Below are 24,639 nucleotides of genomic sequence, written 5' to 3'. Positions count from 1 at the left end.
TTTTTGAGGCATATCAGTTCATGCAACTTACCAAGCTAGAAATAAAAGGGTTTAAAAGTTTTGGCGATAAGGTCATCATTAACTTCGATGAAGGCATTACCGGCATTGTTGGCCCCAATGGCTGCGGTAAATCCAACGTGGTAGACTCAATTCGGTGGGTTTTGGGCGAGCAAAAAACCCGGATGCTCCGTTCAGAAAAGATGGAGAACATCATTTTCAATGGCACAAAAAAACGCAAGCCCACGCAGCTGGCAGAAGTATCTCTCACATTTAAAAACACAAAAAACCTTCTTCCTACTGAATATACCGAAGTTACGATTACCAGGCGATACTATCGCTCAGGAGAAAGTGAGTACCTTCTTAACGGTATAAGCTGCCGCCTCAAAGACATTACCAATCTGTTCATGGACACCGGTATAGCATCCAATAGCTATGCAATCATTGAACTGAAAATGGTAGACGACATTCTGAACGACAAAGACAACTCTCGCAGAGCTCTTTTCGAAGAAGCAGCCGGTATCTCCAAGTTCAAAACCAGAAAGAAAGAAACCCTCAAAAAACTGAAGGATACTGACGATGACCTGGACAGGGTTGAAGACTTGCTTTTTGAAATAGAGAAAAACCTTAAGTCGTTGGAAAAGCAGGCCAAGCAGGCCGAGAAGTACTATCGGCTTAAAGATGAATACAAAATTGAGAGCGTTGCGCTGGCTAGAAAAACGGTAGCAGAAAAATCGAACCGCTTCAAACAACTGGAAAAAACCATTCAGCAAGAGCAAGACCGAAAGCTGGAAATCAATCAAATGATCGCCAGCCAGGAAGCTCAGATAGAAAAAGGCAAAACCGACCTCATAACCAAAGAAAAACTACTTGCTTCACGGCAGCGTACCCTCAACGAACATGTCAATAAAATCAGACAGTTTGAGAGCGAGCGCAAGATTAAAAACGAGAGGCTCACTTTTCTGGAAGACAAAAGTGATAACCTCCGAGAGCAACTCGAAGCCGACAAGAAAAGCAACGACAGGGCCTCTTTTAGTCTCGAAAGCCTCCAAAACGAACTGGAAGTAGCCAGTAAAGAACTGGGCATCATTGAGCAAGAGGTGCGTTCGCTGGAAAAGATATATGCCGAACAGAAAGAAGTGGCCCAAAATGCTCAACTCGCTTTCGAAGAACAACGCAAGAGTTTCACCTCCAAGAGAGAGCGCCTGTTCAATCTTAAGAAAGACATTGAGATCAAGGAAATTCAGCTCCAAACACTGAAATCGGAGTTTGAAAAGACCGAAACCGATAGTTCGGAACAATCTGAAACGCTCGACCGCTTTGACGAGAAGCTGACCCTACTGGAAGAACAGCGCGATGAAAAAGGAGCCCTCTTGCAAAAGCGTAAAGCCGAAGAAGAAAGACACCTGAAGGCCATCCAAGACACCAGCGAAACCATAGACATGGTGCGCGATGAAATGACTCAGGTAGGCCGTAAACTCGATAGTAAACGCAACGAATACAACCTTACCAAATCGTTGGTAGAAAATCTGGAAGGTTTTCCGGAAGCCATCAAGTTTCTCAAAAAGAAAGCAAACTGGAATAAGAATGCTCCCCTACTCTCCGACATCATTGCCTGTGACGATAAGTATAGGGTAACCATTGAGAACTATCTGGAGGGCTACATGAACTACTACATAGTAGACACTGAGCGTCAGGCTTTCGAAGCAGTAAATATTCTTAGCGATGCATCAAAAGGCAAAGCCAACTTCTTTGTGCTCGATGCATTCGATAAATATGAAGCTCCTCCTTCCAGACTTTACGATAATGCCATACCGGCTACCGAAATCGTTGAATATGATCCCAAATACAGGCGGCTTATAGGCTACATTCTGGAAAATGTATACATAGTAAAAGGTGGCCCCGGAGATATTCCTATGGATGAGCACGCTATTTTTATTACAGAAAGCGGCAAGTACACCAAAAGAAGATTCAGCGTTTCAGGAGGTTCGGTAGGCCTCTTTGAAGGAAAAAGAATAGGTAGAGCCAAAAACCTTGAAAAGCTTCAAAAAACAATTAAAGAGCTCGAAGCAAAAAGCGTTGATATCAAAGATCGGCTCGACCAAAAACAGCAGGAACTGGCCAGACTTAAATCCAACTCTTTTAAATCAGAAATAGAAGAACTTCAGCGCGAATTCAACCTAATCAATGAAGAGTATATTTCCGTAAAAACACGGAAAGAACAGCTCTCTCAAATGCTCTCCAGCCATGCCAATCGCAAAGAAGAAATAGTCAAGGGCATTGAACGACTAACCACCCAGTTAGAAGACCTGCGTCCACAAGTGGAAGATGAAGAAGCTGTTTTTGAGGAAATAGAGGCAAGTATTGCCGAGTTGGAAGCAAGAGCCAAAACAGAGTCTCAACGACTGTCTGAAAAATCACAGGCCTTTAACGATAAGAACATCGTTTTTCATCAAAAGCAAAACCGGGTAGAATCCATAAAGCAGGAAATAAGTTACAAACAAACTGCTTTTGAAAGCAGCAAGCAGCGCATTGCCAAAAACCAGGAAGAGCTGGAGAAAAACGAACTGGAGATAAGAAAACTCATCGATACTTCAGAAAACAATGAGGATGAGCTCATTGCCATGTATGATGAAAAAGAGGCTATAGAAAAAGGAGTAAATGAGGCCGAAAAAGACTACTACGCACAACGAGGCGATATTGATGTAGCCGAAAAAACACTGAGAGAACTACGCCATAAAAGAGAGCTGGCCGATACGCTCATTATGGAACAGCAAAACAAGCTCAATGAAACCAAACTTGAGCTGAGTGCTGTAAAGGAACGACTGTCGGTAGAGTTTAAAGTAGACCTTGATGCTGTGCTGAGAGAAGAGGCCGAACCTGATGACCGCGCGGTTGAAGAAATTGAACAGGGAGTGCTCAAACTACGCGAAAAAATTGAACGCATTGGCCCAATCAACCCTATGGCCATGGAAGCCTACGATGAAATTAAAGAGCGTCACACCTTCATAACCGAACAAAAGAATGATCTGATTGAGGCCAAAGATTCGTTGTTGCAGACCATTGATGAAATTGACACAGTTGCCCGTGACACCTTCTTGGATGCCTTTGGCAAGATCAAAGAAAACTTTGTCAACGTTTTCCGCTCACTGTTTACTGAAGAAGACGATTGTGACCTGAAACTGGTAGACCCTTCCAACCCGCTGGAGTCTGAAATAGAAATTATGGCTAAGCCAAAAGGCAAACGCCCTCTTACTATCAACCAGTTGTCGGGAGGAGAAAAAACACTAACAGCCACCTCGCTTCTCTTCTCTATTTACCTCCTTAAACCGGCCCCTTTCTGTATTTTCGATGAGGTAGATGCCCCTCTGGACGATGCGAACATTGATAAGTTCAACAATATCATCAAGAAATTTTCAGCCGAATCGCAGTTTATTATTGTAACCCACAACAAACGGACGATGGCTGCTACCGATATCATCTATGGTATTACCATGATTGAACAAGGTGTTTCAAAAGTCGTTCCTGTAGACCTTAGAGAACTGGCCGATTAACAACAAAGGATCAAACCGCCTATGAAAAGTATTTCACTCTGTATAATAGCCTTATTTATGGTCACTGGCTCAACCTTTACCCCCATGAAGAATCAAGAATCTCAACTCCACTATTTGGCCCTTGGCGACTCTTACACTATTGGAGAAAGTGTAGATGAAAACCAACGCTGGCCGGTACAATTGACAAAACGCCTTAATGAGAACGGATTTACCCTTGCCCCACCAAAAATAATTGCCACCACAGGCTGGAGAACCGATGAACTGAAAGCGGCTATTGAAAAAGACGCTGAGCTTTTACCTCAATACGACATGGTTTCGCTGCTAATTGGGGTAAACAATCAATACCAGGGCCGCAGTGTAGAAAGCTTTGCTCCTGAGTTTGAAGAACTACTACAAATGGCCATTGAGCTGGCCGGAGGTAAGAAAAAGCGCGTTTTCGTTCTTTCTATCCCCGATTATGGCAAAACACCTTTTGGGGCTGCCAAAGCTGAGCAAATTGCACGGGAGTTGGATGCCTACAACGAAGTATCTCAACAGATATGCAAGAAATACGGAGTAAAGTATTTCAACATTACTCCTATTTCCAGAAAAGCCGACAAAGACAAGGAACTGGTTGCACCGGATAACCTCCACCCTTCCGGAAAAATGTATAGCCAATGGGTAGACCTGATTGAAAAGGACGTTAAGAAATTGTTGAAGAAATGAGGCGCACTCTGCTCTATGTGTTAGCCCTTAGTGCTTGCCTGCATTTAGTTGGCCAAACCACCGGGCCTGAAAAAGGCCACCTGATTATTGCCGGAGGAGCCCTTGCCGATACCTCCGTATATAATAAGTTTATTGCACTGGCCGGTGGCTCAAAAGCTCATATAGTGGTTATTCCAACCGCAGGAGGCTATGATGTAGACCAAGCGGCTAAAGAGAGAATTACCGCCCAATGGCAACGCAGAGGTGTAGGCAAGGTGAGTATACTCCACACCACCGACCCTAAAATAGCCGATACCGAAGACTTTGCAGCCGTGTTAGATGAGGCAACCGGGGTATACTTTCCGGGAGGACGGCAATGGAGGCTGGCCGATGCTTACCTTGGCACTAAGGTAGAAGGTAAACTGCATGCACTGCTCGACCGCGGAGGCGTCATAGCCGGTTCATCGGCTGGAGCTACCATACAAGGCTCCTACCTTGCCCGAGGAGATAGCAAAACCAATACTATAATGATGGGTGACCATGAAAAAGGCTTTGCCTTTATTGAAAACGTAGCCATCGATCAGCATACGTTGGCGAGAAACCGACAGTTCGACATGTTTGAAATTCTGAAACAATACCCTGATTTACTGGGGCTTTCTATTGATGAAAATACGGCTATATGGGTTCATGGCAATACATTTGAAGTGCTGGGCCAAAGCTATGTATTGGTGTATGACGGCACACATTGGAATCAGAAGGAAGGCCGATTTGTGAAAAACGCCAACGGGCAAGAGCGGTTTCACCTGCTCAGAAAAGGTGCCCGTTACCATATGTTGAACCGAAGAGTGGAAGGTAACTAAAACATGTGTTGAGCTCCACTGGAAATGTTCATCTCGTAAAAAGCTTTCAATATACTTTTGGCTCCGCCTTCTTTTATCACCTCACCAAAATGGAGATCGTCTAGTTTTACATAATCTTCCAACTGGCAAAGATCTTCGTCATGTACCTCTTTGAAGGCCATGGCCCAAGCGCCAAACTCACGCTCTTCAATATCTTCTTCAAAAAGAATAGTCACATTGCGATGACGAACGTCTTTACATATCCTTTTGAACAATCCTTCAACCTCCTTTTTATCGCCCTCAATTACCTGAAGAAAAGTACCATCATGATAAATGAGCAATCCGGAGATTTGTCTTGAATTGTTGTATCGAACACTTTCTTTTAAAATGCTTTTTAATACTTCCTCATTTATCGCGGTATTAGCCGAGCTAGTATAAACCACGCTTTTTAACATAACCCTGAAAATTAATAAACCCTAAAAAGTCTGAATGGCTGAATGCGGAAGAGGTGAATTACAAAGAGAGCGATAGAATGCGAGAATCTTATAGGTGTTTCACCTAATCATTACCAGAATAATTAAAATTTTAGTAGTAAAGGCAAATGCTCACCTCAAGAGTCTCTCTCAATTTAATGAGTCCGAAAAGTTTTTTAGGAGGGCTAAGTTCAAAACTGCTTGTACTAAGCTTAAACTCAGATTTTAAATAAGTATTTCCATGCTTATCAATCTTAATAAAACGCAATTCTAAAAGCTCAGACACTTTTCCGCCCAAAGTCAAGCTTACAGTGCTCAGATAATAGTTTTCTATTTTTCGAAAATTGTCTACACTGATTCCAATACTCGGATGTTCTGCTGCTCTAAGGGTTTCACGGAAATCTTTATTGAGTATTTTATTTCCGCAGTCAAAATCTTCAATCGGCAATTCTAAAAAAAGTACAGGAATTGGGTTGGCGCCATTTCTTATAAAAGCGGCTTTAGGCTGGTGTATTTCGGAGTATGTGCAGGCAAATTTACCGAGCGAAGTTTGCCCCTGAATGGTAATGGATTTCCCGGTTATCAACAGGCTATCTTGAGCACTGACGGACAACGGGGAAACCCACACTAATGCTAAGACCAATAGTCTCATGGTCATTGAGAACGCTTGGTTTTAGAAGCCAATAACCGCCTCCAACACTATACCATTGAACTGTCCGTCCTGGAATCGACTATTGGCAAAACCGGCTCCACTATACTCCTGATTCATATATTCCAACTTAACCAAAACATTGTTGGTCATGAACCACCCTCCGCCAATATTGACCCGGCTAATTTCACGGGTTGATCCGGCACTGGTGGTTTCGCCAGACACAGTGTTGTACCGACCACCAAAATACCACTGCTCTGCATTACCAAAGCGGTACAAGCCCTCCAAACCCAATTGGGTAAAATCTCCTCCTACAGCATCGTTGCCATTAGAAACAAACTCCATCAACCCAAAAAATTCAAAGCCACTAATCTTTATAAACGGATTGATTTGTATGGCTGTTTGGTAAGCAAACCGTGGGTTATATCGGGGATCAAAATCGGAACCGCCATTGGCTACGGTGGCCAACGTTCCGTAGTAGCGTCCTCCTGCCCGGTCTCCGCCATAGAGGTAGTCTCTGGTTCCTTTGTCAGAACTGCTATACAAAGAGCCGGTTAACCGTAGGCGTAAGTCATCATTCACTTGCTTGTCCCATCCTACCTTACTAAAAAACACAAATCCGTCATCGCCTTTTAGTGGGCTTTGGTTGAGTCGTCCATTGGTAAGGCCCACCACAAAAATCCAGTCAGAAGGCATGAGAGTAAGCTCCACAAAAGGCTCGGTGGTAAAAGCATCCATGATGTAATTGCCCACAAAGGGATTATATATGGCCATAGCGTTGTCAGAACGTCTAAACTGTGCATCGCCATAGTTTATCTGGTCCATACCCACTCTAATAGTAGCTATATCCATTAGACCGGAGAGTAATCCCTCCTGAATAAAATCCAACCTGTCGAATTGCAGATAGCCTCCCTTTACATAAGCCTCTGTGTGGTGTCTCGATGAGAGGTAAGTACGCAAATGCATGCGAAGCCCATCGGCCAACTGTGCGTCTATGTTTAAATTGGCTGTGGGCAAATTGAAATTGGAGCCCAGATCTACCAATGGATCTCCAGTTATGGAGTTCTCATGACTAAGCCCCTGAAACTGAAGGGCAAAGTCTCCCCCTACACGCACATGGAACCCCTGGAATTTCACGGTGTCTTTTTTTGAGGTTTCAAAGACGTTAACTCCTTGCTTACCGGGTATTCTATAGTATTGCATTAGCTTTCGCTCATCGGTTTGGGCCAGCGCCACTACACCGGAGAACAGAAATAGAATGAGAAAAGTAAACCTCAGATTTTTCATGGTTATAGAGTTTTGAAAGTTGTGTTGAATTCAATGGTGACATCATCACCTGTTTTTATGGTGCCCATGAGTGCTGTGGGCGGTTCTATGTTGAAATCCGTAAGACGGAAGGCCGTGCGGCCTGTAACTTCTAATATTCCCTCGGTGTATTGCAGCTCTACAGTGAATGATACCTCCCGGCTGGTGCCAGCCAGAAACAGTGTACCCAGTGCTTTGCCTCTGCCTGTTTCATCGATAGAAAGATTTTGGAGCCTAAACTCTATGATTGGGTACTTTTCGGCATAAAGAGCCTTATAGGCGTTTTTATCCATCCCCTTCTTTCCACTCTTCAGGTCTTTGGCCTTAAGCGTTACCCTAGCCTCTTTTATCGTAGGATATTCCCCTTCATTGGCAAGGCACTCCAGAAATCCTTCAGCCACCGAAGTTTCCATGTGCCAGTCGTGTAACGTAGAAGTACCGAGTACTTTAAACTGCGACCGGGCTTGTAAAACAAGGCGTTTTTCCTGGGCCCACAGGGCAGTGCTTTGCATTAGCCAAGCAGCCAGTAGCACACAAAAAACGTAGATAAATCTGCTCATCATGACCTCCTCTTTGAATAACTCAAAGGTACCTTGAGCTAATGGCTCAGCGGCTGATGTGCGTCAACTCAGAAAATGACTTATAGTGGTAAAAAAAGCTGATATAGATCAGTATTAGTCAAAGAGAAACTGGTTCATAAAAATGACTGAAATGGGCAAGCAAATGGGCAACAGATTCCGGCCTTTGGGGCTATTATAAGAAAGTGCATTGACCCACTCCAGAAAAAAGACAGACTCCGAAAAAATCAGTCTTGCCCCCTGTATTCGCGCAGAAGTTGGGCCAAGCGCTCACAATCCTCTATTATGGATGGAACCATTGGACGCTCTTCTTCATGGGCCATAGACTGAATGCATTGCTCTATTCGCTCGGTAAGATCGTTTTGGCCACACATGCGGAAGGTGGTTCTCATTTTGTGCAGTATAAAGTTGGCCGAAGACTCGTCTTTGTTCTTAATGTAGCCGGGAAACTGCTGCACAAATTCTTCCAGATTGAGGATGAAGCTACCCAAAAGGCTATTGGTAAAACGCTCATCACTTACAGAATATGACTTAAGCGATGCCTTTATACTGTCCAAACTTACGTTTACCTGACGGGAGACTTTTTCGCTGGCAACAGGCTCTACCGGACTGGCACTACCTTTTATACTGGCTATAATTTTTTTGTGAAGCTCAGAAGGCATAAAGGGTTTTACCACAATATCGTTCATACCAAACTCCCTGATTCTGTTCATGGTACCGGCATCGGAAGAAGCAGTGAGAGCCAGAATAGGCACTTTCTGAAAATACTCCTCTTCCATTTGTCTAATTTCTTTGCTGGCCGTCAGACCATCTTTCTGCGGCATTTGCAAATCCATCAACACCAAATCGAAGGCTTTCGACTTGATAAGATCAATGGCTTCATTTCCATTTTGCGCAAGGCTCACTTTCACCCCCCACTTTTCTAAAAACTTAGTGGCCACAAATTGATTGGCCTGGTTGTCTTCTACCAACAACACATGAATATTGAGGCTATTGATATCTTTTTGAGATTCATAGTTACCTCCCAAGTCTACCTGGTTTTCGCTTTGTTCTTTGTATGGCACTTTTAATACAAATGAGAAGGTAGAACCTTCGTTTACTTTACTCTTCACTTTTATCTCCCCTCCCATTATTTCTACCAACCGTTTAGTAATTGAAAGTCCTAGCCCGGTTCCGCCAAAACTTCTGGTTATATATGATTCGGCCTGAACAAACCTGTCGAAGATTTTGGCCAGGTTTTCTTCTGATATGCCAATACCCGTATCTCTAATTTCGAATTGCAGCTCTATTTCATCTTTGGTTCGGCTCAACTCTTCTACCTTAATCCGAACACTTCCTTCTCTAGTAAACTTAATGGCATTACTTAGAAGGTTATTCAAAACCTGAGATAAACGCGAGGGGTCACCAATGATAGAACTCGGGATGTCCTTATCGTAAAGCAGCTTCAGCATGATAGACTTTTCATCTGCTTTGTAGGCATGCGTGTGTTTAATGTTATTTACCAGCTCTTCGAGGCTGAATTCTATATTTTCCAAATCTATTTTTCCTGCTTCTATTTTATTATAATCAAGTATATCGTTCACAAGGCTGAGCAGGTTTTCACCGGAAAAGCGAATGAGCTTCAGGCCGTGCAATTGATCTTCTCTTGGATCTTCTTGCATGAGCAAATGAGACATGCCAATGACCGCATTGAGCGGTGTGCGAATTTCATGCGACATTACAGAAAGGAAATTGGCTTTGGCCTGCGAAGCTATCTCCGCTTTTTCCTTGGCCTCTCTCAATTCAATTTCCTGTTCCTTTATTTTGGTAACATCATCGGTGAGCATTATCACTCCACCTATATCTCCTTTTCTATTGTACCATGGCCTCACCTCCCACTTAATCCACTGTATGGAGCCATCTTCCCGCTCAAACCGGTCTTCATCTTTCCTATGGGTTTTACCCTGAAGGCATTCGCTGTGAATTTTTTTCCAGTCATCTCCAATCTCAGGGAATATTTCATAATGGCTCACCCCAATAATATCTCTGCCCTCCAAACCATAAGTTTTAAGCCATTGGCTACTATAGGCCAGATACTTCATTTCAGTATCGAACATGGCTACCGGAGCGGGCGTAGCCAAAACAAACGACTCTAACCGCGACCGTTGATTGTTAATAATGGCCTCTTGCTCCTTACGGATCTGTATGTTGCGGGTAGAAGATCTCAAAGACACTACCTTACCTTCTTCATCTTCTATGGCCGTGGAGATAGACTCGAACCAAAGGTATCGGCCATCTTTATGCCGCAGTCTATACTCAAAGTAGTTTTCCTTCTCTCCCTCTAAAAGGGGTTGATGTGCTTCTTTTTGGGCCCGTTCAATATCTTCCGGATGCATGAGGTCGTAAGGAGAAGTACCGAGTATTTCTTCGGGTGTATAGCCGAGGTTATCGACTACCGAAGGAGAAACGTAAGTATATTCTCCCTTGAGGTTGTGCATACATACCAAATCCTGGGCCGATTCTGAGATGAGCTTATAGAGTTCAGCATTTTCATCGAACTTTCGCTGAAGCTGCACCTCGCGGGTTATGTTTCTCGAAATGGCCGTTACTTTTAGCAGTTCACCTTCCTCATAGATGAGCTTGGACTTTTGCCCAACAATTAGCTCAACCTCCGGATTGCTTTTTATCAGTACCCTAAACTCTATGTAACAATCGTCTGCCCCATTGGCTATCTGCTCCCGATAAAACTCTTTCACTCTGTGCCTGTCATCCGGATGCACCAGATCAGTGTAGTGCATGGTTAGCAACTCTTCGCTGCTAAAGCCCATTTCTTCAGACATTAAAGGGTTGCAATAGGTAAACATGCCCTTGGCGTTAGCCTCAAACACAAAGTCATCTACATTTTCAATAAGGGTTTGGTACTGTCTACGGGCTTTCTCTAAAACCTTATTCTTCTTTCTGAGCTCCAATTGACTTACTACCTGACGCGAAAGTGCTGCAAGTGATTTTTTTTGTTCTTCAGAGAGTTTTTTGCTTACCCTGTCAATTACACATAGGGTTCCCAACAAATGCCCTTCGGGCGAAACCAAAGGTGATCCGGCATAAAAAACTATCCTCGGATCTTCAGTAACTAATGGATTATCATGAAAGCGCTCATCTTTTCGGGCATCGGTAATCTCAAAAATATGCTCCGGGTCGTGTATGGCATGGGCACAAAAACTTACGTCCCGAGAAGTTTGCGGTGCTTCTAATCCCACTCTCGATTTGAACCACTGACGGTCTTTATCTATTAAGCTAATGAGAGCAATTGGTGTGTTGCATATAACCGAAGCAATCTGTGTGATATCGTCAAAATCTCTCTCCGGAAGGGTATCTAATATCTCATACTCTTCTAAGGCTTTTTGCCTCTCTCTTTCGTTGTGTGGAAAGTCCGGTTTAATCATTTTGAGCTTCGGGGCGAAAGGTGAAAATCAAGCACTTAGACACTCTTTTCAAGTCTTGATTTTGCAAGCACGCAAGATACTATTTAATTGACGCATTTTTATGTAGCAAGGTTATTTTTTACCCAAATCGGGAGCTTCTGTCCCATATTGGGATGAATTTGTGACGAACAACATTTATAAGTATCTGAATATCAATGGAAGTTCTCTGAGGCGCGATGATTGTACCATTTTGGTCCATGAAGTGTTCATCGCTCCTCAAACTTTTCTGTCTTCTCCTTTTTGCACTCAATTTTTACGGATGCTCAGGTCTGTATCATCAAACCAACAGACCAGGACTTTTTGGCAAATCTCCAGAAATTGAATTGACAGGAATCGAGGGTAAATGGAGCGGTATTCGACAAGACTATCCAATTGAGAGTTTTCAGTACTATGAGTTTTCCCAAGATGACGAGGGTTGGAAACTTTTGCTCAATAACAAGGAAATGCATACTGAAAGCTTTAGCCGTGTGAATGACCTCACATTTGTAATACGCTATGTAGACCAGCAAGGCATGCCCAACAGTATTCTGGCTCAATTTAAGAGCTACGAAAAATCGGTGCTCAATCTCTTCCATCTTACAGAAATAAGTACCGAGGCTCAAGACATTCGCGCTGTTTCCTTAAAAAAAGACTTCAATAAACATCAGTTAGATCAAGTGGTTGTAGCAACGCGGCTTAAAGGTACCCTCAATAAAATTGACTATTGAGTACCTTTGGCAGCATGCCCAAAAGCGGAGGTGTTCTCAAAAGCTAGGTCAGCGTCACCCTAAACTTGCCTATCGATAGACAAGTTGAGATGACGAATTTTAAGGCTTTTGAGATACCTCTTTTTGTGTTTCATTAACTGGCCCTTCAGTAGCAACCCTACCGCTTTACCGGTGCACGAAGAAATATGTTTAACTTTCTTCAAACTATTTTCTCTCGCTGTTCATCGTAGAACAGGAAGCACAAAGCAATGCGGGAATTCAACCTAATGCCACAAACCAACTTCTTAGTAAAGGCAGCCCAACAAGGCGATGTAATAGCACTTAATCAGCTGGTTAAACAGTGGCAAAAGCGTATATACAACTTCGCCTTCAAATACTTTGGCGATTATGACCAAGCCATGGAGGTAACTCAGAAAACGTTTATTTCCATGAGCAAAAATCTTGGCAGCCTTAAAGACGAATCGAGTTTTAAGCCATGGATTTACCGCATTGCCTCTAATTATTGCCACGAAGAAATTCGTAGGCAAAACAGAAAATGGGTTTTCCCCTTTTTAAAAGTGCAAACCAAAGACGATCAGCGCACCATTGCCGATACTTTTTCCGACTCTAAATCGGATAACCCGGAAAAAGCCTTCGGCAACAAGGAACTCAAAAATGTGCTCACCAAAGCATTGGCTACTTTACCCGAGGAGCAACGTATGGTGGTGATAATGAAAGAGTACGAGGGGCTGAAAATAAGAGAAATAGCAGAGGTGATGGATATCTCTGAAAACACCGTAAAGTCTAGGCTTTATTATGCACTCGGTAGCCTTAGAAAGCTACTGGAGGAGTGGAACATTACGAAAGAAACGGTACACTATGAATTATAAACCGACCAGGGAAATGCTTATCGATTACTTATACGATGAGCTTCCCGAAGAAGAAAAACAGGCCATAGAGGCCTACCTGAAGGAGCATCCGGAGGAGCGAGCAAAGCTGGAAGAAATGCAAGAAACCAGCTTGTTGTTCAGTGAGTTAGAAGATGAAGAAATGCCTCAGCCAATGGCCTTTATTACGCCATCGAAAAACGAAGAATGGCTGTATTGGCGCAAGTACGTGGCTGTTGCGGCCACTTTGCTCCTGGTTTGTGCCTTTGCCTGGTTGAGTAACTTTAGAGTAGAGAAAACGAATGACGGATGGGGGATGGCCTTTGGGCCTGCCCAGTATGGTATGTCTGAAGAAGAGGTAACCGACCTCATTTATCAGGACAGGCTAATGGTTTTGGACTACATGAACACCAGCTTGCGCAACCGCAACGATAGCATCAATCGCAAATTCAGCGCATTACAAGCCAGCCTGAATGATGACACCTTTCTGAAAGAAGCATTTAACAGAGAAAGAGAAGCACTGCTCAATGAGCTGACTGTATTTTCCGAAAAGGTAGGTGAAGATTATCGCGAAATTCTTCATCAAATAGTACTGAACTTCTCAAACAATTTAGAAACACAGCGCATCGAAGATTTAAGAAACATTCAGGCAGCCTTTAGCGCTCTGGAAGACGCCACTGTTAATAGGCAAATTGATATGGAAGAAGCTATCATTGACTTAACAGAACGTGTGAATGCGGTAGCTGCCAACTTATCTAACAACAAATAAAATGGTCAAAAACTCAAATTATCTACTCACTGCCTTTGCACTGGTGTTTCTAACCATAAACACCAGCCAGGCACAAATGAAAAACGGAAAGTTCAGTCCGGTAGAAAGGGATCTGGAAATTAGCCGGGTAACACTGGAGAATTTTCTAAAAAAATGGGAAGGTGCTCCACTGCTCAACCGTATTCAAAAAACGGAAAGTAGCTATACCGAAGGTCAGGGAGCAACTATCTTTATTGAAGCCCCGAATGCACGCATATTTCTTGATGGCCGTATGAATTGGAGCCGAGAACTAGATACGGACTTAATGGATACGTTCTACGACAACGAGATTGTGGCTTTACAACAGCAAAGGCTCAAGAGCAGTCTGGCCCACTTCCTGCATCAGTTTAGTAATTACCTGCCCGGAGTAAAGGCCAACGAATCTATAATCTTTCACTTCGACATTCACGACCCTGTAATTAACCAAGAGGAAGACCCGGCCACAAGCCCAAAACAACCCGAAAGAACCTATCAAATCAGTTTTTCAATAGCACAGACTGATGTATTGAACATTGAAAGTAACAAGCTCTCTGTTGAGCAAATCGAAAACAGAATAAAAACATCTAAAAAATAAATATCTGAATTATGAAAAAGACAACACGAAACATCTTAGTAGCTCTGCTGGCTCTCTTTATTGCCAGTCCGGCAATGGCCCAGCAGTTTGTAGACGTTGCACAGGCTACTGTTAGCGGCTACAGCCACCAAACACAAGACCTTTCCAAACTACCCAAAATGGAAAAAGACATTGTGATTCTTCAAAACGTATTGGGCGACTTATTTAGCGATAGTGAAAACTCCTTCTATTCTTCGCGCAGTGCCAAAGGCATGTACATTCCTGGTAGCGGAGTTATTTTCTCTATGGGCAACTCTTTCTATGGCCGTGTCTTTTTTGGTGTACTGAAAGGAAAAACCGAAGACGATGGTGGCGAAAAAGCTGATGAACTTTCGGCCGAAGAAATGAACAAACAGAATGCAGACCGACTCCGGAAACTATCGAAGGAGTTTTTGGCCAACTATGGGAGTTTGCTCACCGAATTAAAGCCAGGGGAAAAAATAATGCTCAATCTGGACTATACAGACATCATCACGGAAGAGAAGGTAAATACTTCGGCCAACCGTATCTCCTATGCAAGGCCTACCACCCAGAAAAAGAGAATGCAAAGCAGCATATCTCAAAAAACGCTGAGTGATTTCACTTCAGGCAAACTGAGCCTGGAACAGGCCATGAATGCCATTGAAGTAAAAATTAATGAAGATGTTGAAAAAGAAATGACCGATGCAAAAATTCTGGCAGGTATTCTTGATGACTTGCTTCAAAGCAGCATGGACGGAAAGTTTAGAAGAAGAGGCCGAACTAACTGGACATACTTTGATGGTTTCGGACTTATGTTCAACATTCAGTTAAGCACTAGTGTTTCCGGCAACGTGGCGATTCTTAGCCAGACAATTGGCAGCGGCACACGAGTTGTATCTAAAAACTCCGAAGACAAGCAAAAGGAAATTGAAGAAGCCATGAAGGCTGTTGAAGAAGCCTATCCCGATTTTGAAAACATGCTTAAAGAAAATGTAATTCAGTATGGCAGAACCCTAAGAAGCCTTGGCAGCAACGAAAGTGTCATTATCAATGTAGACCTTGGCTCAGCTTACCGAAATACTAATATTCCCAGAAGCATACGTATGGTTATACCCAAGAGCACAATAGATGCCTATGCCAAAGGGCAGAAGTCGCTGGATCAGGTGAAAAACGAAATCGATGTCACTAAAATGCAAACCAGCCTATCCGGCAGCAGTCACTTATGGTCTGTGCAAGATGTAGACTTCTTCCCAACTGTAATAGAAGCGGTTCCATCGCCCCCCGCTCCATTAAAAGGAGCGGTCGGAACATCGAGCAAATCAAACCGCTAAAATTCGCGACTTTAGCAAAAAGCCCGGTTGGTCACCGGGCTTTTTTATTGGCATAGTCATAAACATCTTCACCAAACAAACGATAATTAATAACTTGTGCCAAAATTCAACCCTATGAAGAAAATACTCAAATATATTCTGCTCGTGTTGGTCGTTGGCCTGGTGGTCATCCAGTTTATAAACCGACCGGAGAGAATAAATGAACCGATTACTGACAACGACCTTATAGAAACCCTTCAGGTGAATGCTCAAATGACCGATTTTCTAAAGTCGGCCTGCTACGATTGCCACAGCAACCAGCCACGATACCCCTGGTATGCCAGCATTGCTCCCTTTAGCTGGTCTATTGCCGAACATATAGAGCACGGTCGTGAAGAGCTAAATTTTTCTGAATGGGCCACCTATTCTGCCAGAAGAAGAGATCATAAACTGGAAGAAATGGTAGAAGAGGTAGAAGAGGGCCATATGCCTCTCCCCGGCTACCTTTGGCTGCACAGCGATGCGAAAATAACGGAAGAACGCCTGGAAATGCTCAAAACCTGGGTAGAACAAGAAAGAGCAAAAATTAGTCAAGAGGCCAATTAGTTACTGGCTTAGCCTTTGTTGTCTAAAGCATTGAAGCTACCAATTCTTTAAGAGTGGGTAGCTTTTTTTTGTCAATATCCTACTCAAGCTCAACGCCAAACCGTCTTGTTACGAGTAAAAAAGCCACAAACAACTAAATGTTTCGTTTTGATTTATGAATTATTATTCTACATTTGTAGAAATACATTTACAAAAGTAGAATGAACTTACCTAAGTCAGAAGAGCAACTCATGCAGTACCTCTGGGAAATGGAAAGGGCCTTTATGAAAGACCTGATAGACCGATACCCCGAGCCCAAGCCTGCCTCAACCACAGTAGCCACCTTACTGAAACGCCTACAGAAAAAGAAGGCTGTTCATTTCGAAAGATATGGAAGTGTAAGAGAGTACTTTCCTTTAATCAGCAAAGAGGTCTATTTTTCCAAACAAATGAATGGGGTTATAAAGAACTTCTTCAACAACTCAGTTTCGCAGTTCGCCTCTTTCTTTACCTCAGAAGAGAACCTTAGCGATGAACAATTGAAAGAGCTTCAGCAAATAGTAGAACAACAAATAAACGCACGAAAGAAATGATCGAATACCTCCAGAAATTTATGCTGAGTAGCCTGATGCTTTATAGTATCTACTACTTTTTTTTAAGAAACGATAAAACCTTTCGTTTCAATAGGTTCTACCTGCTTCTTATTCTTCCTCTGTCTCTCACCATTCCGTTAATCACTGTTCAAACGAGCTATATTTATATTCCTATAATACCTCAAAACTCTGCCGACATTCCATTGGAGGACACGTTGTTGTATCATCCTATGGCACCGAATGATGGACAAGAGCAATCCATCACTACAGAAATAGTGTGGAATCAAATACTCACTTACACCTATTCATTGATTTGCCTTATGTTCATAGGCAGGTTTATCATAAACCTTTACAGGCTACATCAATTCAAACGGCAAGGACAAATTATAAAGCTAGAGGGGTATCAGGTATGTCTAAAAGAAAACTTAAAAAGCTCATTTACCTTCCTGAGTACTATTTATACCAATAAAGCCAGATATCTGGTAGGTCTACTCCCTCCAGCAATCCTAGAACATGAAATGGCACATGTATCCCAAAAACATAGCTATGATATAATTGTGATAGAGCTTCTCAGCTCCATTCTATGGTTCAATCCTTTGGTTTACATGGTCAAAAGATCAATTAAGCTGAATCATGAGTTCCTAGCCGATGAAGCGGCTTGCAAAAACTCTTCCTCATTGGCCGATTACCAAAAGACATTAATAAACTATTCCAAAATTAATTCACATAATGAGCCGATGTTGTCTAGTAGGCTAACATTTGGCGAAACCAAAAAACGATTAAACATGATGGTCAAAACAACACACAAAACCACTCAGCGGCTAAAGCAGTCATTAGGTTTGATAGCTATTGCAACCACTGTACTTGCTTTCGGAAATCAGAAAGTCACTGCCAAAGAATTAGGCTCAAATTTAGACCTATCGCAAAATCAACCTTACGAAAATTCAACTTTAGTTGACCAGAAAGCAGTCCCAATAAATCAGCTTTCAACTGATACCAAAGTGAGATTTGTTCAATCGGATGGAGAAACTATTTCGAAACGGCTTGGCGACCTTGAAGAGGAAGAGAGAATTCGATTTATAGATCCTTTATCAAAAGGGGAACTCTTTATAGAAATAGCAAAGACTGACCAGCTCAGTAATAGTGACTGGAACCTTCTACTTGACAAGGAAAAATATGGCATATGGCTTAATGGAGATAGAGTAGACAATCTAAAGCTGCTGAACTACGAACCTTCAGACATCTACAGGTTCAGTATGAGAAAAATGACAACATACACGAGCAACTTAGGCAACTTTGAATATCAATTCTTTGCCCTTACAAAGGAATACGTAGACAAGAAATATAAAATAGGTAATGCCAGAGGTTTTTGGCTGAATTACAACACATATAGAAGAGTTGCTGAGAATATTGAGTTAGTCACTCAAAAAAAAGACACTGTACCAGGGGGTGTTAGATCAATCCATTTAAAACCTAACATATTGGTAAGGTTTCTCAATAAAGACGGAAACACAGTTGAAAAAATCTTTAGAGATCTAAGCCAATCAGAGCTAGAACGGTTCAGACAAAATGAGGCCAGACCTGCTTATTATTCACCGCGACCAGCCAAAATGGATATACCAGAAAATTTTGCTAATATATTTGCTAATGAAAACGAGTATGGAATTTGGCTTGACGGAAGGAGAATTAAAAACTCGGAACTCAAGAATTATTCAGCCAGCGAAATTTATTCTTACCGGAAGAGCAAATTACTCGCCAATGCCAAAAATTATGGGGTTCATACCTTCCAACTAAATATGTACACCACTAAATACTATGAAGGGAAACCGGATGGTCACTGGATTAATTTATTAAACCTTCGTGAGATTGAGGAAGAGGCTAAAAACACACCCTAAATCTACCACAAACAAGCTGTAGCGAATTCAACACAGCAAGAGCACAATGTGTTGTAGCAACAACTTCCTTGACTCAGTCCATCTTTTTGAATTGTAAGCTCTTGTCTTAGAAAGCAGTATTAACCAAGCAATCTATATAATACTCCACAGAGCACCAGTGTTGGTAGAAAAGTACTTCGAAACGTATTGGCTATCTAGTCTATTATAGAGTGAAAGCCACCTGCTCCGATCAATGCTGTTTTAAACTAAAGTGTTACCGGTTTTTAAAGAACCGGTAGCTTTTTTTTTGATTAGGTTTTGGATGGTTTATCCCGCCAAAGCCTTGTGAGCAATCCGGCTGGCAGAATAGTAGGTAATAGAAATAAAAAACCCCGACCATTGGCCGGGGCTCCACTCTACTTTTTAAGGGCTACCGATCGATTGACCCGGTAACACGTTTCATAAATTCATTGAGGGCTTCTTTCTTAGGTTTCCCTTTTCGGATGGACTCATTTACCTCTATGGCGCCATAGAGGTTCGAAATAAGCTCCCCTATCACGTCCAGTTCTTCATCTTTAAGGTTTTCACACTCGGTAAGGTTTTCGAGTGTTTCTATAGCCTCCAAAACAAAGTCCTGATCGTTTTGCTCAATGAATTCTGTAATATGCTTAATTAGCGGCAACCTCATCGACAAGTGCTTTTAGCGATTCGAACTTATTGGTTTGCACCTGATTTACCAGCTTACCACCTTCATAGGCTGCAAAAGTTGGCAGATTGTTCACGTTGGCCAGTTTCCTTGACTCAGGGAATTTCTCCGCATCAACGATCACAAATCGGGCATCTTCTCGTTCTGAAGCCAGCTTTTTAAACTTTGGCTTCATAATTCGGCAGTTTCCACACCAAGAGGCAGAAAACTGAACGAACACCTTTGAGTTCTCGTTGAGAACTTCCTGAAGGTTATCTTCACTCAATTCAACGACCATCGTTCAATCTCTTTTTAATTGTTGCTTAGATAAGAAGTAACCCCTTCTCTGTTGGCTGTCATAGCCTGTTTTCCTTCTTCCCAGTTGGCCGGGCAAACCTCACCATGCTGTTGCACATGGGCGTAAGCATCAATAAGCCTCAAGTATTCTTTCACATTTCTACCTACGGGCATATGGTTGACCCCTTCGTGGAATACAGTACCTTCTTCATCAATCAGGTAAGTAGCTCTGTAAGTCACATTGTCGCCCTCTAACAACTCTACTCCTGTTTCTTCGTCATAGCTCACACCAGTGATATCAAGAATATCCAGTGTTCTGGCGAGGTTTCTATTGCTATCGGCAATCAGGCTGTAGGTTACTCCTTCTATACCTCCGTTGTCTTTCGATGTATTCAACCAGGCAAAGTGCACCTCGGCCGTATCGCAAGAAGCACCAATTACAATAGTGTTTCTCTTTTCAAACTCAGGTAAAGCTTCCTGAAAAGCGTGAAGCTCAGTAGGACATACAAAAGTGAAGTCTTTAGGGTACCAGAAAAGCACTACTTTTTTGTTGTTTTTTCTGGCTTCTTCCAGCACGTTCAACTTAAAAGTATCGCCCATTTCGTTCATGGCGTCCACGGTAATGTTTGGAAATTTTCTACCTACGTAGCTCATATTGAATTTTAGTTTTATAGTGAAATGTATGTTCTGTTAAATAATGCTGCGAAGGTAACCTTCAACAATGAATTAAAGCCTATCCGGCAGATTGGTTTTTTGAATTTCTTATTGACGTTATCAATAAGAAGTAACCAGCTATTTTTGATGAAAATACATTAGCCACTGAGCACTAATCAGTTAAGAACCGATCCGCTCACTAGATGTGAGATGAGATAAAAAAGATTAATTGAGCCATTTTTAGTAGCTTTTCGCCAGGCACAAGACCAAATTGCATATTTCCGAATCTTTGATTACACCTAATACATTCTGCCACACAATCCATTCAATAATTTACCTAATACAAAAGTAAATTTTGTATTTCTATAGATTTCATCAATAAGAATTCGCCTCTCTCACAAAGCACCGCACAAAACCACTGCCCTTTTAAGTTTTAACTAACTTGCCCTAAAGAACAGGAATGAAAGTTATAGAGGACGAAACCATTACGGGTAAAAATCTGAACAACTGGCTAAAGCAGGGTATGCAGTTTGAATACTGCACATTTAAGGGAGCCGATTTTTCCAAGAGCAACCTATCCGGTTTTAGCTTCTTGGAGTGTGAATTTACCGACTGCGACCTTTCGGGTATAGAACTAGTTGATACTGGCTTAAAATCGGTTCGTTTCGACTCCTGCAAACTCATGGGACTCCGGTTTAGCCAATGTAATCCTTTTCTACTCTCCATGCATTTTAAGCGCTGTAAACTCGATTTTTCCAGCTTTTACAACCTTCAGCTCAAAGAAAGTTCTTTTGTTGAATGTAGTTGTCTTGATTGTGATTTTGCCGAGGCAAACCTAACAGGCACCAATTTTAACAAGGCTAATTTACAAGGGGCTGTATTTGTGGGATGTAACCTGCAAAACGCCAATTTTCAGGAAGCTTCGGGGCTAGACATAGACCCCAATAAAAACACCCTAAAGGGTGCTCAATTTGAACTTACGCAACTCCCGGGGCTTCTCAATCAACATCAAATTATAGTCATTTAGGGTCAGTAAGACTTAGCCCTCTTTTCCAACGCCATTCAAACTCACTCTCAAAAACACTTGAAACTAAGAATTGACCAAAAACAAACATTCCCGAAGACCTTGGTTTTCCATGCCTTCGGGAATGCCCTGTATCTATCAGGTGAGAGTATCTAGTTTTGTCCCTTACCCTTTTCCAGTTTAAGGCTGGCTCCTTCGTTTATTTTTTCTTCTGTCTGTTCGTCCACAAGCTCATATCTGAGAGTTCGACCTTTTAGTGTAGCCGGTAGACCATAGGCCATCCATTCCGGCATTGGAGCATCTTTCAGGTAATGATCAAAGAATTGTCCCATGCGCACAGAAAGGTCTTTTCTGTTCTTACGCTCTCTCAGGTTATGGGCTTCATCATTGTACACCACCATCCAGCTGGGTTTTTGTAGCCTTCTCAAAGCCATGTAGAACTCAATACCCTGATACCATGGCACTGCTCCATCGGCATCGTTGTGCATAATAAACAATGGGGTATTAATATTGGGCACACCAAACAAAGGTGAGTTTTCTACATAGAGATCGAATTTATCCCAAAGTGTACCTCCTATTCGAGACTGCGTTTTCTCATACTGGAACATTCGGCTCATACCCGACCCCCAACGTACGCCACCGTAGGCAGAGGTCATGTTGGACACGGGAGCCCCGGCTCCTGCAGCCGCATACATATCGGTCTTGGTCACAATGTAGGCCACCTGATAGCCTCCCCAGCTTTGTCCCTGAATGGCCATTCGCTTTTCGTCTACAAAACCTTTGGCCATTACCGCCTTGGTGGCCGGCACTACATGGTCCATAGCACTTTTGCCCGGATGTCCGATTTCGTATTTAATATCTGGCACCAATACCAGGTAGTCATTACTGACAAAGTAAGGAATATTCACCGTGCTGGCACTTGGCGCAGGACTTGGGTGGCTATGCAATGAGTTAGACCTTCTTTCGTAGAAGTATACAATCATAGGATACTTCTTATTAGGGTCGAAGTTTTCGGGTTTGTAAAGAATGGCCTGCATTACTTCACCATCAAAGCCCGACTCAAACTCTACTAACTCTGCGGTACCCCACTTGTAAGGGTCTTCTTGAGCGTCCATATCCGTTAGCTTGGTCAAACCATCCATTTGCAACGAATTGGCCATATACACCTCAGGATACTCCTCGTAGGTAGACATACGCACCAATACTCTTTCGGCATCTTCAGCTTTTTCTAAACCAAACACGCTCATGTCTTTCATTACAATTACCTCCGGAACTCCCGCACTGGCCATTGAAGCATAGGCATAACCTGAGGCTTTGGTCCACTCATTAAAGACACTTACAACAGCTTTGCCGGAAGTATTCACATATTCTTCCTCACGGTCCATTCGCTGATAACGGTACACCAATTGATTGGCTCTTCCATGCCCCTGAGTCATATTCTGTGCAGCTGAGCGGTTCTCCGGATCGAATTTCCAAATATCATAGCGATCGTACAGATAGAACGCCTCATCACCTTCTGACCAACCCGGGCTACCATAGCTACCGGCCAATGAAGGGCTGTCGTGAAGTTCATCGGCAAAAGACACTTCCATATCGGCTGTAAGGTTGGTTATTTTTCCTGAGGTCACATTCATGGTATAATAATTACCATCCTCCTGATTGAACCATGACAAGTACTTTCCTCCGGGCGATAGTGATGCATAACCAACGGTGCTTTCCAGCAACAACTCTACCCGACCGGTGAGCGCATCTACCTTATAGTAGTCTCTGGGCAATTGAGTATCCCAGGTATACTGCGTTCTGAACCGCTGGTCGTCCATGGCCAGATAAAAACTTCTGTCGTTGTCGGTATCTACATAAACAGATTCAAGGTCGGTTCCTTCCAATTGAACCAAACGCCTGTTGTTTATATGAAAAACGGCCTCATAGGTTCTGTTGCGTTCCCTACCGGCCTGCAATTTTTGCATAGGCTGAATGTATGGATCGTTGTAAGACCACACGTCCACCTCAGGACGCTCCTCTTTGAGTATAGTGGTATCGCTTTCGTATGCATACTTCATGGGCTTGGGAGCCGTACCAAAGTACATGCGCTGGCCCGACTCGGAGAATCGGATGCTGCTATTGTCTCCAACCATCCAGCCTTCCGGTATACCTCGGTTGGTAGAATCTATCCATATTTGAGCCTGTGAGTCTCCGGCCTTCCAGCCCATAATGCTCCAAAACTTTTCTTCATCCTTTTTATCGCTTGCCGTGGCAAAGAAGGCCAGCATATTGCCGTCTTCATGAATGGCCACTTTTTTATAATCGGTCATTCCGGTACTTAGCGTAACCGTTTCTCCGGTCTGTGTATTGTAAGCATAAAGGCCTGATGGATTCAGCGAATCTATTTCATCGAACTCATAAACCAGCAGATTGCCCTTTTCAGAGAAATCGTACTCCATCACCCCTTCAAAGCTCTTCATTTCTCCGGTGCGCATATTAAAAAGCACCAACTCTGTGCCCTTAGACTTGGCCCTTGGATCTTCAACTTCTTCGGGTTCTGGAGTTTCTTTTGGTTCCGGCTGCTTCTTTTTGTTCTTTTTCTTCCTCTTGTTTTTAGCGCCTTCTTCCTCGTTATTCGGCTCTTCCTTCTTTTCTACTTTCTTTTTCTCAGGCAAAGGCTTTTCATATTGCCAGGCCACCCACTCGCTCGATTCGCGCGGAAGCTGATAATTCTTTACCCTTGCAAATTTTTTGATTTCTCCGTTGCTCAAGGAAACAATAAACAAAGAGTCCTTTGGCATTTTACTCGAAGGAGTTTTCTTTAGTTTCAGTGTTCTTTCCTCCTCGTAGGCAGGCTTAATTTCTCCCACCACAAACTCGCTATTGTTAGAAAAAGCATACCTGGAAACCCTGTCGATGACAATGCTATTTGAATTATTCAGGTTGCGCAATTCAAGTTGTGCATCGCCCACTTGTGGAGCAATTCGCCACCCGGCCCAATTGCCATCGTTGCTGATGCTCACTGACTGTATACCTTTCCAGTCATCATAAACATCGTGGGTAAGTGGTTTTTTCTGTGCCCAGGCAATGGACACCAGTACACTAAAAAGTACTGTTAATCTGATTCGTATGGTTGACAT

Annotated in this window: 21 protein-coding genes; 12 read left to right on the top strand and 9 right to left on the bottom strand. The window is 42.8% G+C overall.

Annotation, left to right across the window (positions count from 1 at the left end):
- Positions 1-20: 20 nt before the first annotated feature.
- The 3 genes from smc (at position 21) to B3763_RS17330 (ending at position 5,095) form a co-directional block, all read left to right on the top strand.
- The gene (smc, locus tag B3763_RS17340) at positions 21-3,551 is read left to right on the top strand and encodes a chromosome segregation protein SMC (protein WP_286748130.1); all 3,531 of its coding nucleotides are present in this window, start codon (positions 21-23) and stop codon (positions 3,549-3,551) included.
- Between the two features lie 84 nt (positions 3,552-3,635).
- A complete protein-coding gene (locus tag B3763_RS17335; protein ID WP_286748129.1) occupies positions 3,636-4,256 on the top strand; it encodes an SGNH/GDSL hydrolase family protein in 621 nt (206 codons plus the stop codon).
- The gene (locus tag B3763_RS17330; RefSeq protein WP_286748128.1) at positions 4,253-5,095 is read left to right on the top strand and encodes a cyanophycinase; all 843 of its coding nucleotides are present in this window, start codon (positions 4,253-4,255) and stop codon (positions 5,093-5,095) included. The genes B3763_RS17335 and B3763_RS17330 overlap by 4 nt, the downstream gene beginning before the upstream one ends.
- Here the strand turns inward: B3763_RS17330 and B3763_RS17325 are convergent.
- The 5 genes from B3763_RS17325 to B3763_RS17305 form a co-directional block, all read right to left on the bottom strand.
- Positions 5,092-5,529 carry a BLUF domain-containing protein gene (locus B3763_RS17325; protein WP_189630874.1) on the bottom strand — a complete coding sequence of 146 codons (438 nt, stop codon included), beginning with the start codon at positions 5,527-5,529 and terminating at the stop codon, positions 5,092-5,094. The genes B3763_RS17330 and B3763_RS17325 overlap by 4 nt on opposite strands.
- A 130-nt stretch (positions 5,530-5,659) precedes the next feature.
- The gene (locus tag B3763_RS17320; protein ID WP_286748127.1) at positions 5,660-6,205 is read right to left on the bottom strand and encodes a hypothetical protein; all 546 of its coding nucleotides are present in this window, start codon (positions 6,203-6,205) and stop codon (positions 5,660-5,662) included.
- Between the two features lie 15 nt (positions 6,206-6,220).
- The gene (locus B3763_RS17315) at positions 6,221-7,483 is read right to left on the bottom strand and encodes a hypothetical protein (protein ID WP_286748126.1); all 1,263 of its coding nucleotides are present in this window, start codon (positions 7,481-7,483) and stop codon (positions 6,221-6,223) included.
- Positions 7,484-7,485: 2 nt separating this feature from the next.
- A complete protein-coding gene (locus B3763_RS17310; RefSeq protein WP_286748125.1) occupies positions 7,486-8,064 on the bottom strand; it encodes a YceI family protein in 579 nt (192 codons plus the stop codon).
- A gap of 242 nt (positions 8,065-8,306) precedes the next feature.
- Positions 8,307-11,501, bottom strand: coding sequence for a PAS domain S-box protein (locus tag B3763_RS17305; protein ID WP_286748124.1), 3,195 nt, complete (start codon positions 11,499-11,501; stop codon positions 8,307-8,309).
- A gap of 362 nt (positions 11,502-11,863) precedes the next feature.
- Here B3763_RS17305 and B3763_RS17300 point away from each other — a divergent pair, with 362 nt between their 5' ends.
- The 8 genes from B3763_RS17300 to B3763_RS17265 all read left to right on the top strand — a co-directional run bounded on the left by B3763_RS17300 (position 11,864) and on the right by B3763_RS17265 (position 18,878).
- The gene (locus B3763_RS17300; RefSeq protein ID WP_286748123.1) at positions 11,864-12,247 is read left to right on the top strand and encodes a hypothetical protein; all 384 of its coding nucleotides are present in this window, start codon (positions 11,864-11,866) and stop codon (positions 12,245-12,247) included.
- A gap of 248 nt (positions 12,248-12,495) precedes the next feature.
- The gene (locus B3763_RS17295; protein ID WP_286748122.1) at positions 12,496-13,116 is read left to right on the top strand and encodes an RNA polymerase sigma factor; all 621 of its coding nucleotides are present in this window, start codon (positions 12,496-12,498) and stop codon (positions 13,114-13,116) included.
- A complete protein-coding gene (locus B3763_RS17290) occupies positions 13,106-13,882 on the top strand; it encodes an anti-sigma factor family protein (protein ID WP_286748121.1) in 777 nt (258 codons plus the stop codon). Before B3763_RS17295 ends, B3763_RS17290 begins: the two co-directional genes overlap by 11 nt.
- A gap of 1 nt (position 13,883) precedes the next feature.
- On the top strand, positions 13,884-14,495 hold the full coding sequence (locus B3763_RS17285) for a hypothetical protein (protein ID WP_286748120.1): 612 nt from the start codon (positions 13,884-13,886) through the stop codon (positions 14,493-14,495).
- A gap of 11 nt (positions 14,496-14,506) precedes the next feature.
- The gene (locus B3763_RS17280) at positions 14,507-15,826 is read left to right on the top strand and encodes a hypothetical protein (RefSeq protein ID WP_286748119.1); all 1,320 of its coding nucleotides are present in this window, start codon (positions 14,507-14,509) and stop codon (positions 15,824-15,826) included.
- 114 nt (positions 15,827-15,940) lie between these two features.
- Positions 15,941-16,411 (top strand): heme-binding domain-containing protein, encoded by a 471-nt coding sequence (locus tag B3763_RS17275; protein WP_286748118.1) that lies wholly within the window; start codon positions 15,941-15,943, stop codon positions 16,409-16,411.
- Between the two features lie 200 nt (positions 16,412-16,611).
- Positions 16,612-16,983, top strand: coding sequence for a BlaI/MecI/CopY family transcriptional regulator (locus B3763_RS17270; protein ID WP_189630864.1), 372 nt, complete (start codon positions 16,612-16,614; stop codon positions 16,981-16,983).
- A 203-nt stretch (positions 16,984-17,186) separates the two neighbouring features.
- The gene (locus B3763_RS17265; protein WP_286748117.1) at positions 17,187-18,878 is read left to right on the top strand and encodes a M56 family metallopeptidase; all 1,692 of its coding nucleotides are present in this window, start codon (positions 17,187-17,189) and stop codon (positions 18,876-18,878) included.
- A 409-nt stretch (positions 18,879-19,287) separates the two neighbouring features.
- Here B3763_RS17265 and B3763_RS17260 read toward each other — a convergent pair whose 3' ends face one another.
- The 3 genes from B3763_RS17260 to B3763_RS17250 are packed head-to-tail and all read right to left on the bottom strand — an operon-like array spanning position 19,288 to position 20,493.
- Entirely contained in the window at positions 19,288-19,545 is a 258-nt protein-coding gene (locus B3763_RS17260) for a DUF6952 family protein (protein ID WP_189630862.1), read from the bottom strand.
- Positions 19,526-19,840, bottom strand: coding sequence for a thioredoxin family protein (locus tag B3763_RS17255; RefSeq protein ID WP_189630861.1), 315 nt, complete (start codon positions 19,838-19,840; stop codon positions 19,526-19,528). The genes B3763_RS17260 and B3763_RS17255 overlap by 20 nt, the downstream gene beginning before the upstream one ends.
- A 14-nt stretch (positions 19,841-19,854) precedes the next feature.
- Entirely contained in the window at positions 19,855-20,493 is a 639-nt protein-coding gene (locus B3763_RS17250; protein ID WP_189630860.1) for a peroxiredoxin, read from the bottom strand.
- Between the two features lie 460 nt (positions 20,494-20,953).
- Between B3763_RS17250 and B3763_RS17245 the strand changes: the two genes are divergently transcribed.
- Complete coding sequence (locus B3763_RS17245; protein ID WP_286748116.1) at positions 20,954-21,520, top strand: pentapeptide repeat-containing protein; 567 nt, start codon at positions 20,954-20,956, stop codon at positions 21,518-21,520.
- A gap of 149 nt (positions 21,521-21,669) precedes the next feature.
- Here the strand turns inward: B3763_RS17245 and B3763_RS17240 are convergent, their stop codons facing one another.
- Positions 21,670-24,639 carry a S9 family peptidase gene (locus B3763_RS17240; RefSeq protein WP_286748115.1) on the bottom strand — a complete coding sequence of 990 codons (2,970 nt, stop codon included), beginning with the start codon at positions 24,637-24,639 and terminating at the stop codon, positions 21,670-21,672.

Source organism: Roseivirga sp. UBA1976 (assembly GCF_002336325.1).
GTDB classification, from domain to species: domain Bacteria; phylum Bacteroidota; class Bacteroidia; order Cytophagales; family Cyclobacteriaceae; genus Roseivirga; species Roseivirga thermotolerans.
This window is presented reverse-complemented; position numbering and strand designations above follow the sequence as displayed.

Coding starts and splice junctions, on each gene's coding strand:
- B3763_RS17310 (WP_286748125.1), bottom strand. CDS start 8,064: ATGATGAGCAGATTTATCTACGTTTTTTGTGTGCTACTGGCTGCTTGG.
- B3763_RS17255 (WP_189630861.1), bottom strand. CDS start 19,840: ATGGTCGTTGAATTGAGTGAAGATAACCTTCAGGAAGTTCTCAACGAG.
- B3763_RS17320 (WP_286748127.1), bottom strand. CDS start 6,205: ATGACCATGAGACTATTGGTCTTAGCATTAGTGTGGGTTTCCCCGTTG.
- B3763_RS17240 (WP_286748115.1), bottom strand. CDS start 24,639: ATGTCAACCATACGAATCAGATTAACAGTACTTTTTAGTGTACTGGTG.
- B3763_RS17315 (WP_286748126.1), bottom strand. CDS start 7,483: ATGAAAAATCTGAGGTTTACTTTTCTCATTCTATTTCTGTTCTCCGGT.
- smc (WP_286748130.1), top strand. CDS start 21: ATGCAACTTACCAAGCTAGAAATAAAAGGGTTTAAAAGTTTTGGCGAT.
- B3763_RS17245 (WP_286748116.1), top strand. CDS start 20,954: ATGAAAGTTATAGAGGACGAAACCATTACGGGTAAAAATCTGAACAAC.
- B3763_RS17305 (WP_286748124.1), bottom strand. CDS start 11,501: ATGATTAAACCGGACTTTCCACACAACGAAAGAGAGAGGCAAAAAGCC.
- B3763_RS17295 (WP_286748122.1), top strand. CDS start 12,496: ATGCGGGAATTCAACCTAATGCCACAAACCAACTTCTTAGTAAAGGCA.
- B3763_RS17285 (WP_286748120.1), top strand. CDS start 13,884: ATGGTCAAAAACTCAAATTATCTACTCACTGCCTTTGCACTGGTGTTT.
- B3763_RS17275 (WP_286748118.1), top strand. CDS start 15,941: ATGAAGAAAATACTCAAATATATTCTGCTCGTGTTGGTCGTTGGCCTG.
- B3763_RS17280 (WP_286748119.1), top strand. CDS start 14,507: ATGAAAAAGACAACACGAAACATCTTAGTAGCTCTGCTGGCTCTCTTT.
- B3763_RS17260 (WP_189630862.1), bottom strand. CDS start 19,545: ATGAGGTTGCCGCTAATTAAGCATATTACAGAATTCATTGAGCAAAAC.
- B3763_RS17250 (WP_189630860.1), bottom strand. CDS start 20,493: ATGAGCTACGTAGGTAGAAAATTTCCAAACATTACCGTGGACGCCATG.
- B3763_RS17290 (WP_286748121.1), top strand. CDS start 13,106: ATGAATTATAAACCGACCAGGGAAATGCTTATCGATTACTTATACGAT.
- B3763_RS17270 (WP_189630864.1), top strand. CDS start 16,612: ATGAACTTACCTAAGTCAGAAGAGCAACTCATGCAGTACCTCTGGGAA.
- B3763_RS17325 (WP_189630874.1), bottom strand. CDS start 5,529: ATGTTAAAAAGCGTGGTTTATACTAGCTCGGCTAATACCGCGATAAAT.
- B3763_RS17330 (WP_286748128.1), top strand. CDS start 4,253: ATGAGGCGCACTCTGCTCTATGTGTTAGCCCTTAGTGCTTGCCTGCAT.
- B3763_RS17335 (WP_286748129.1), top strand. CDS start 3,636: ATGAAGAATCAAGAATCTCAACTCCACTATTTGGCCCTTGGCGACTCT.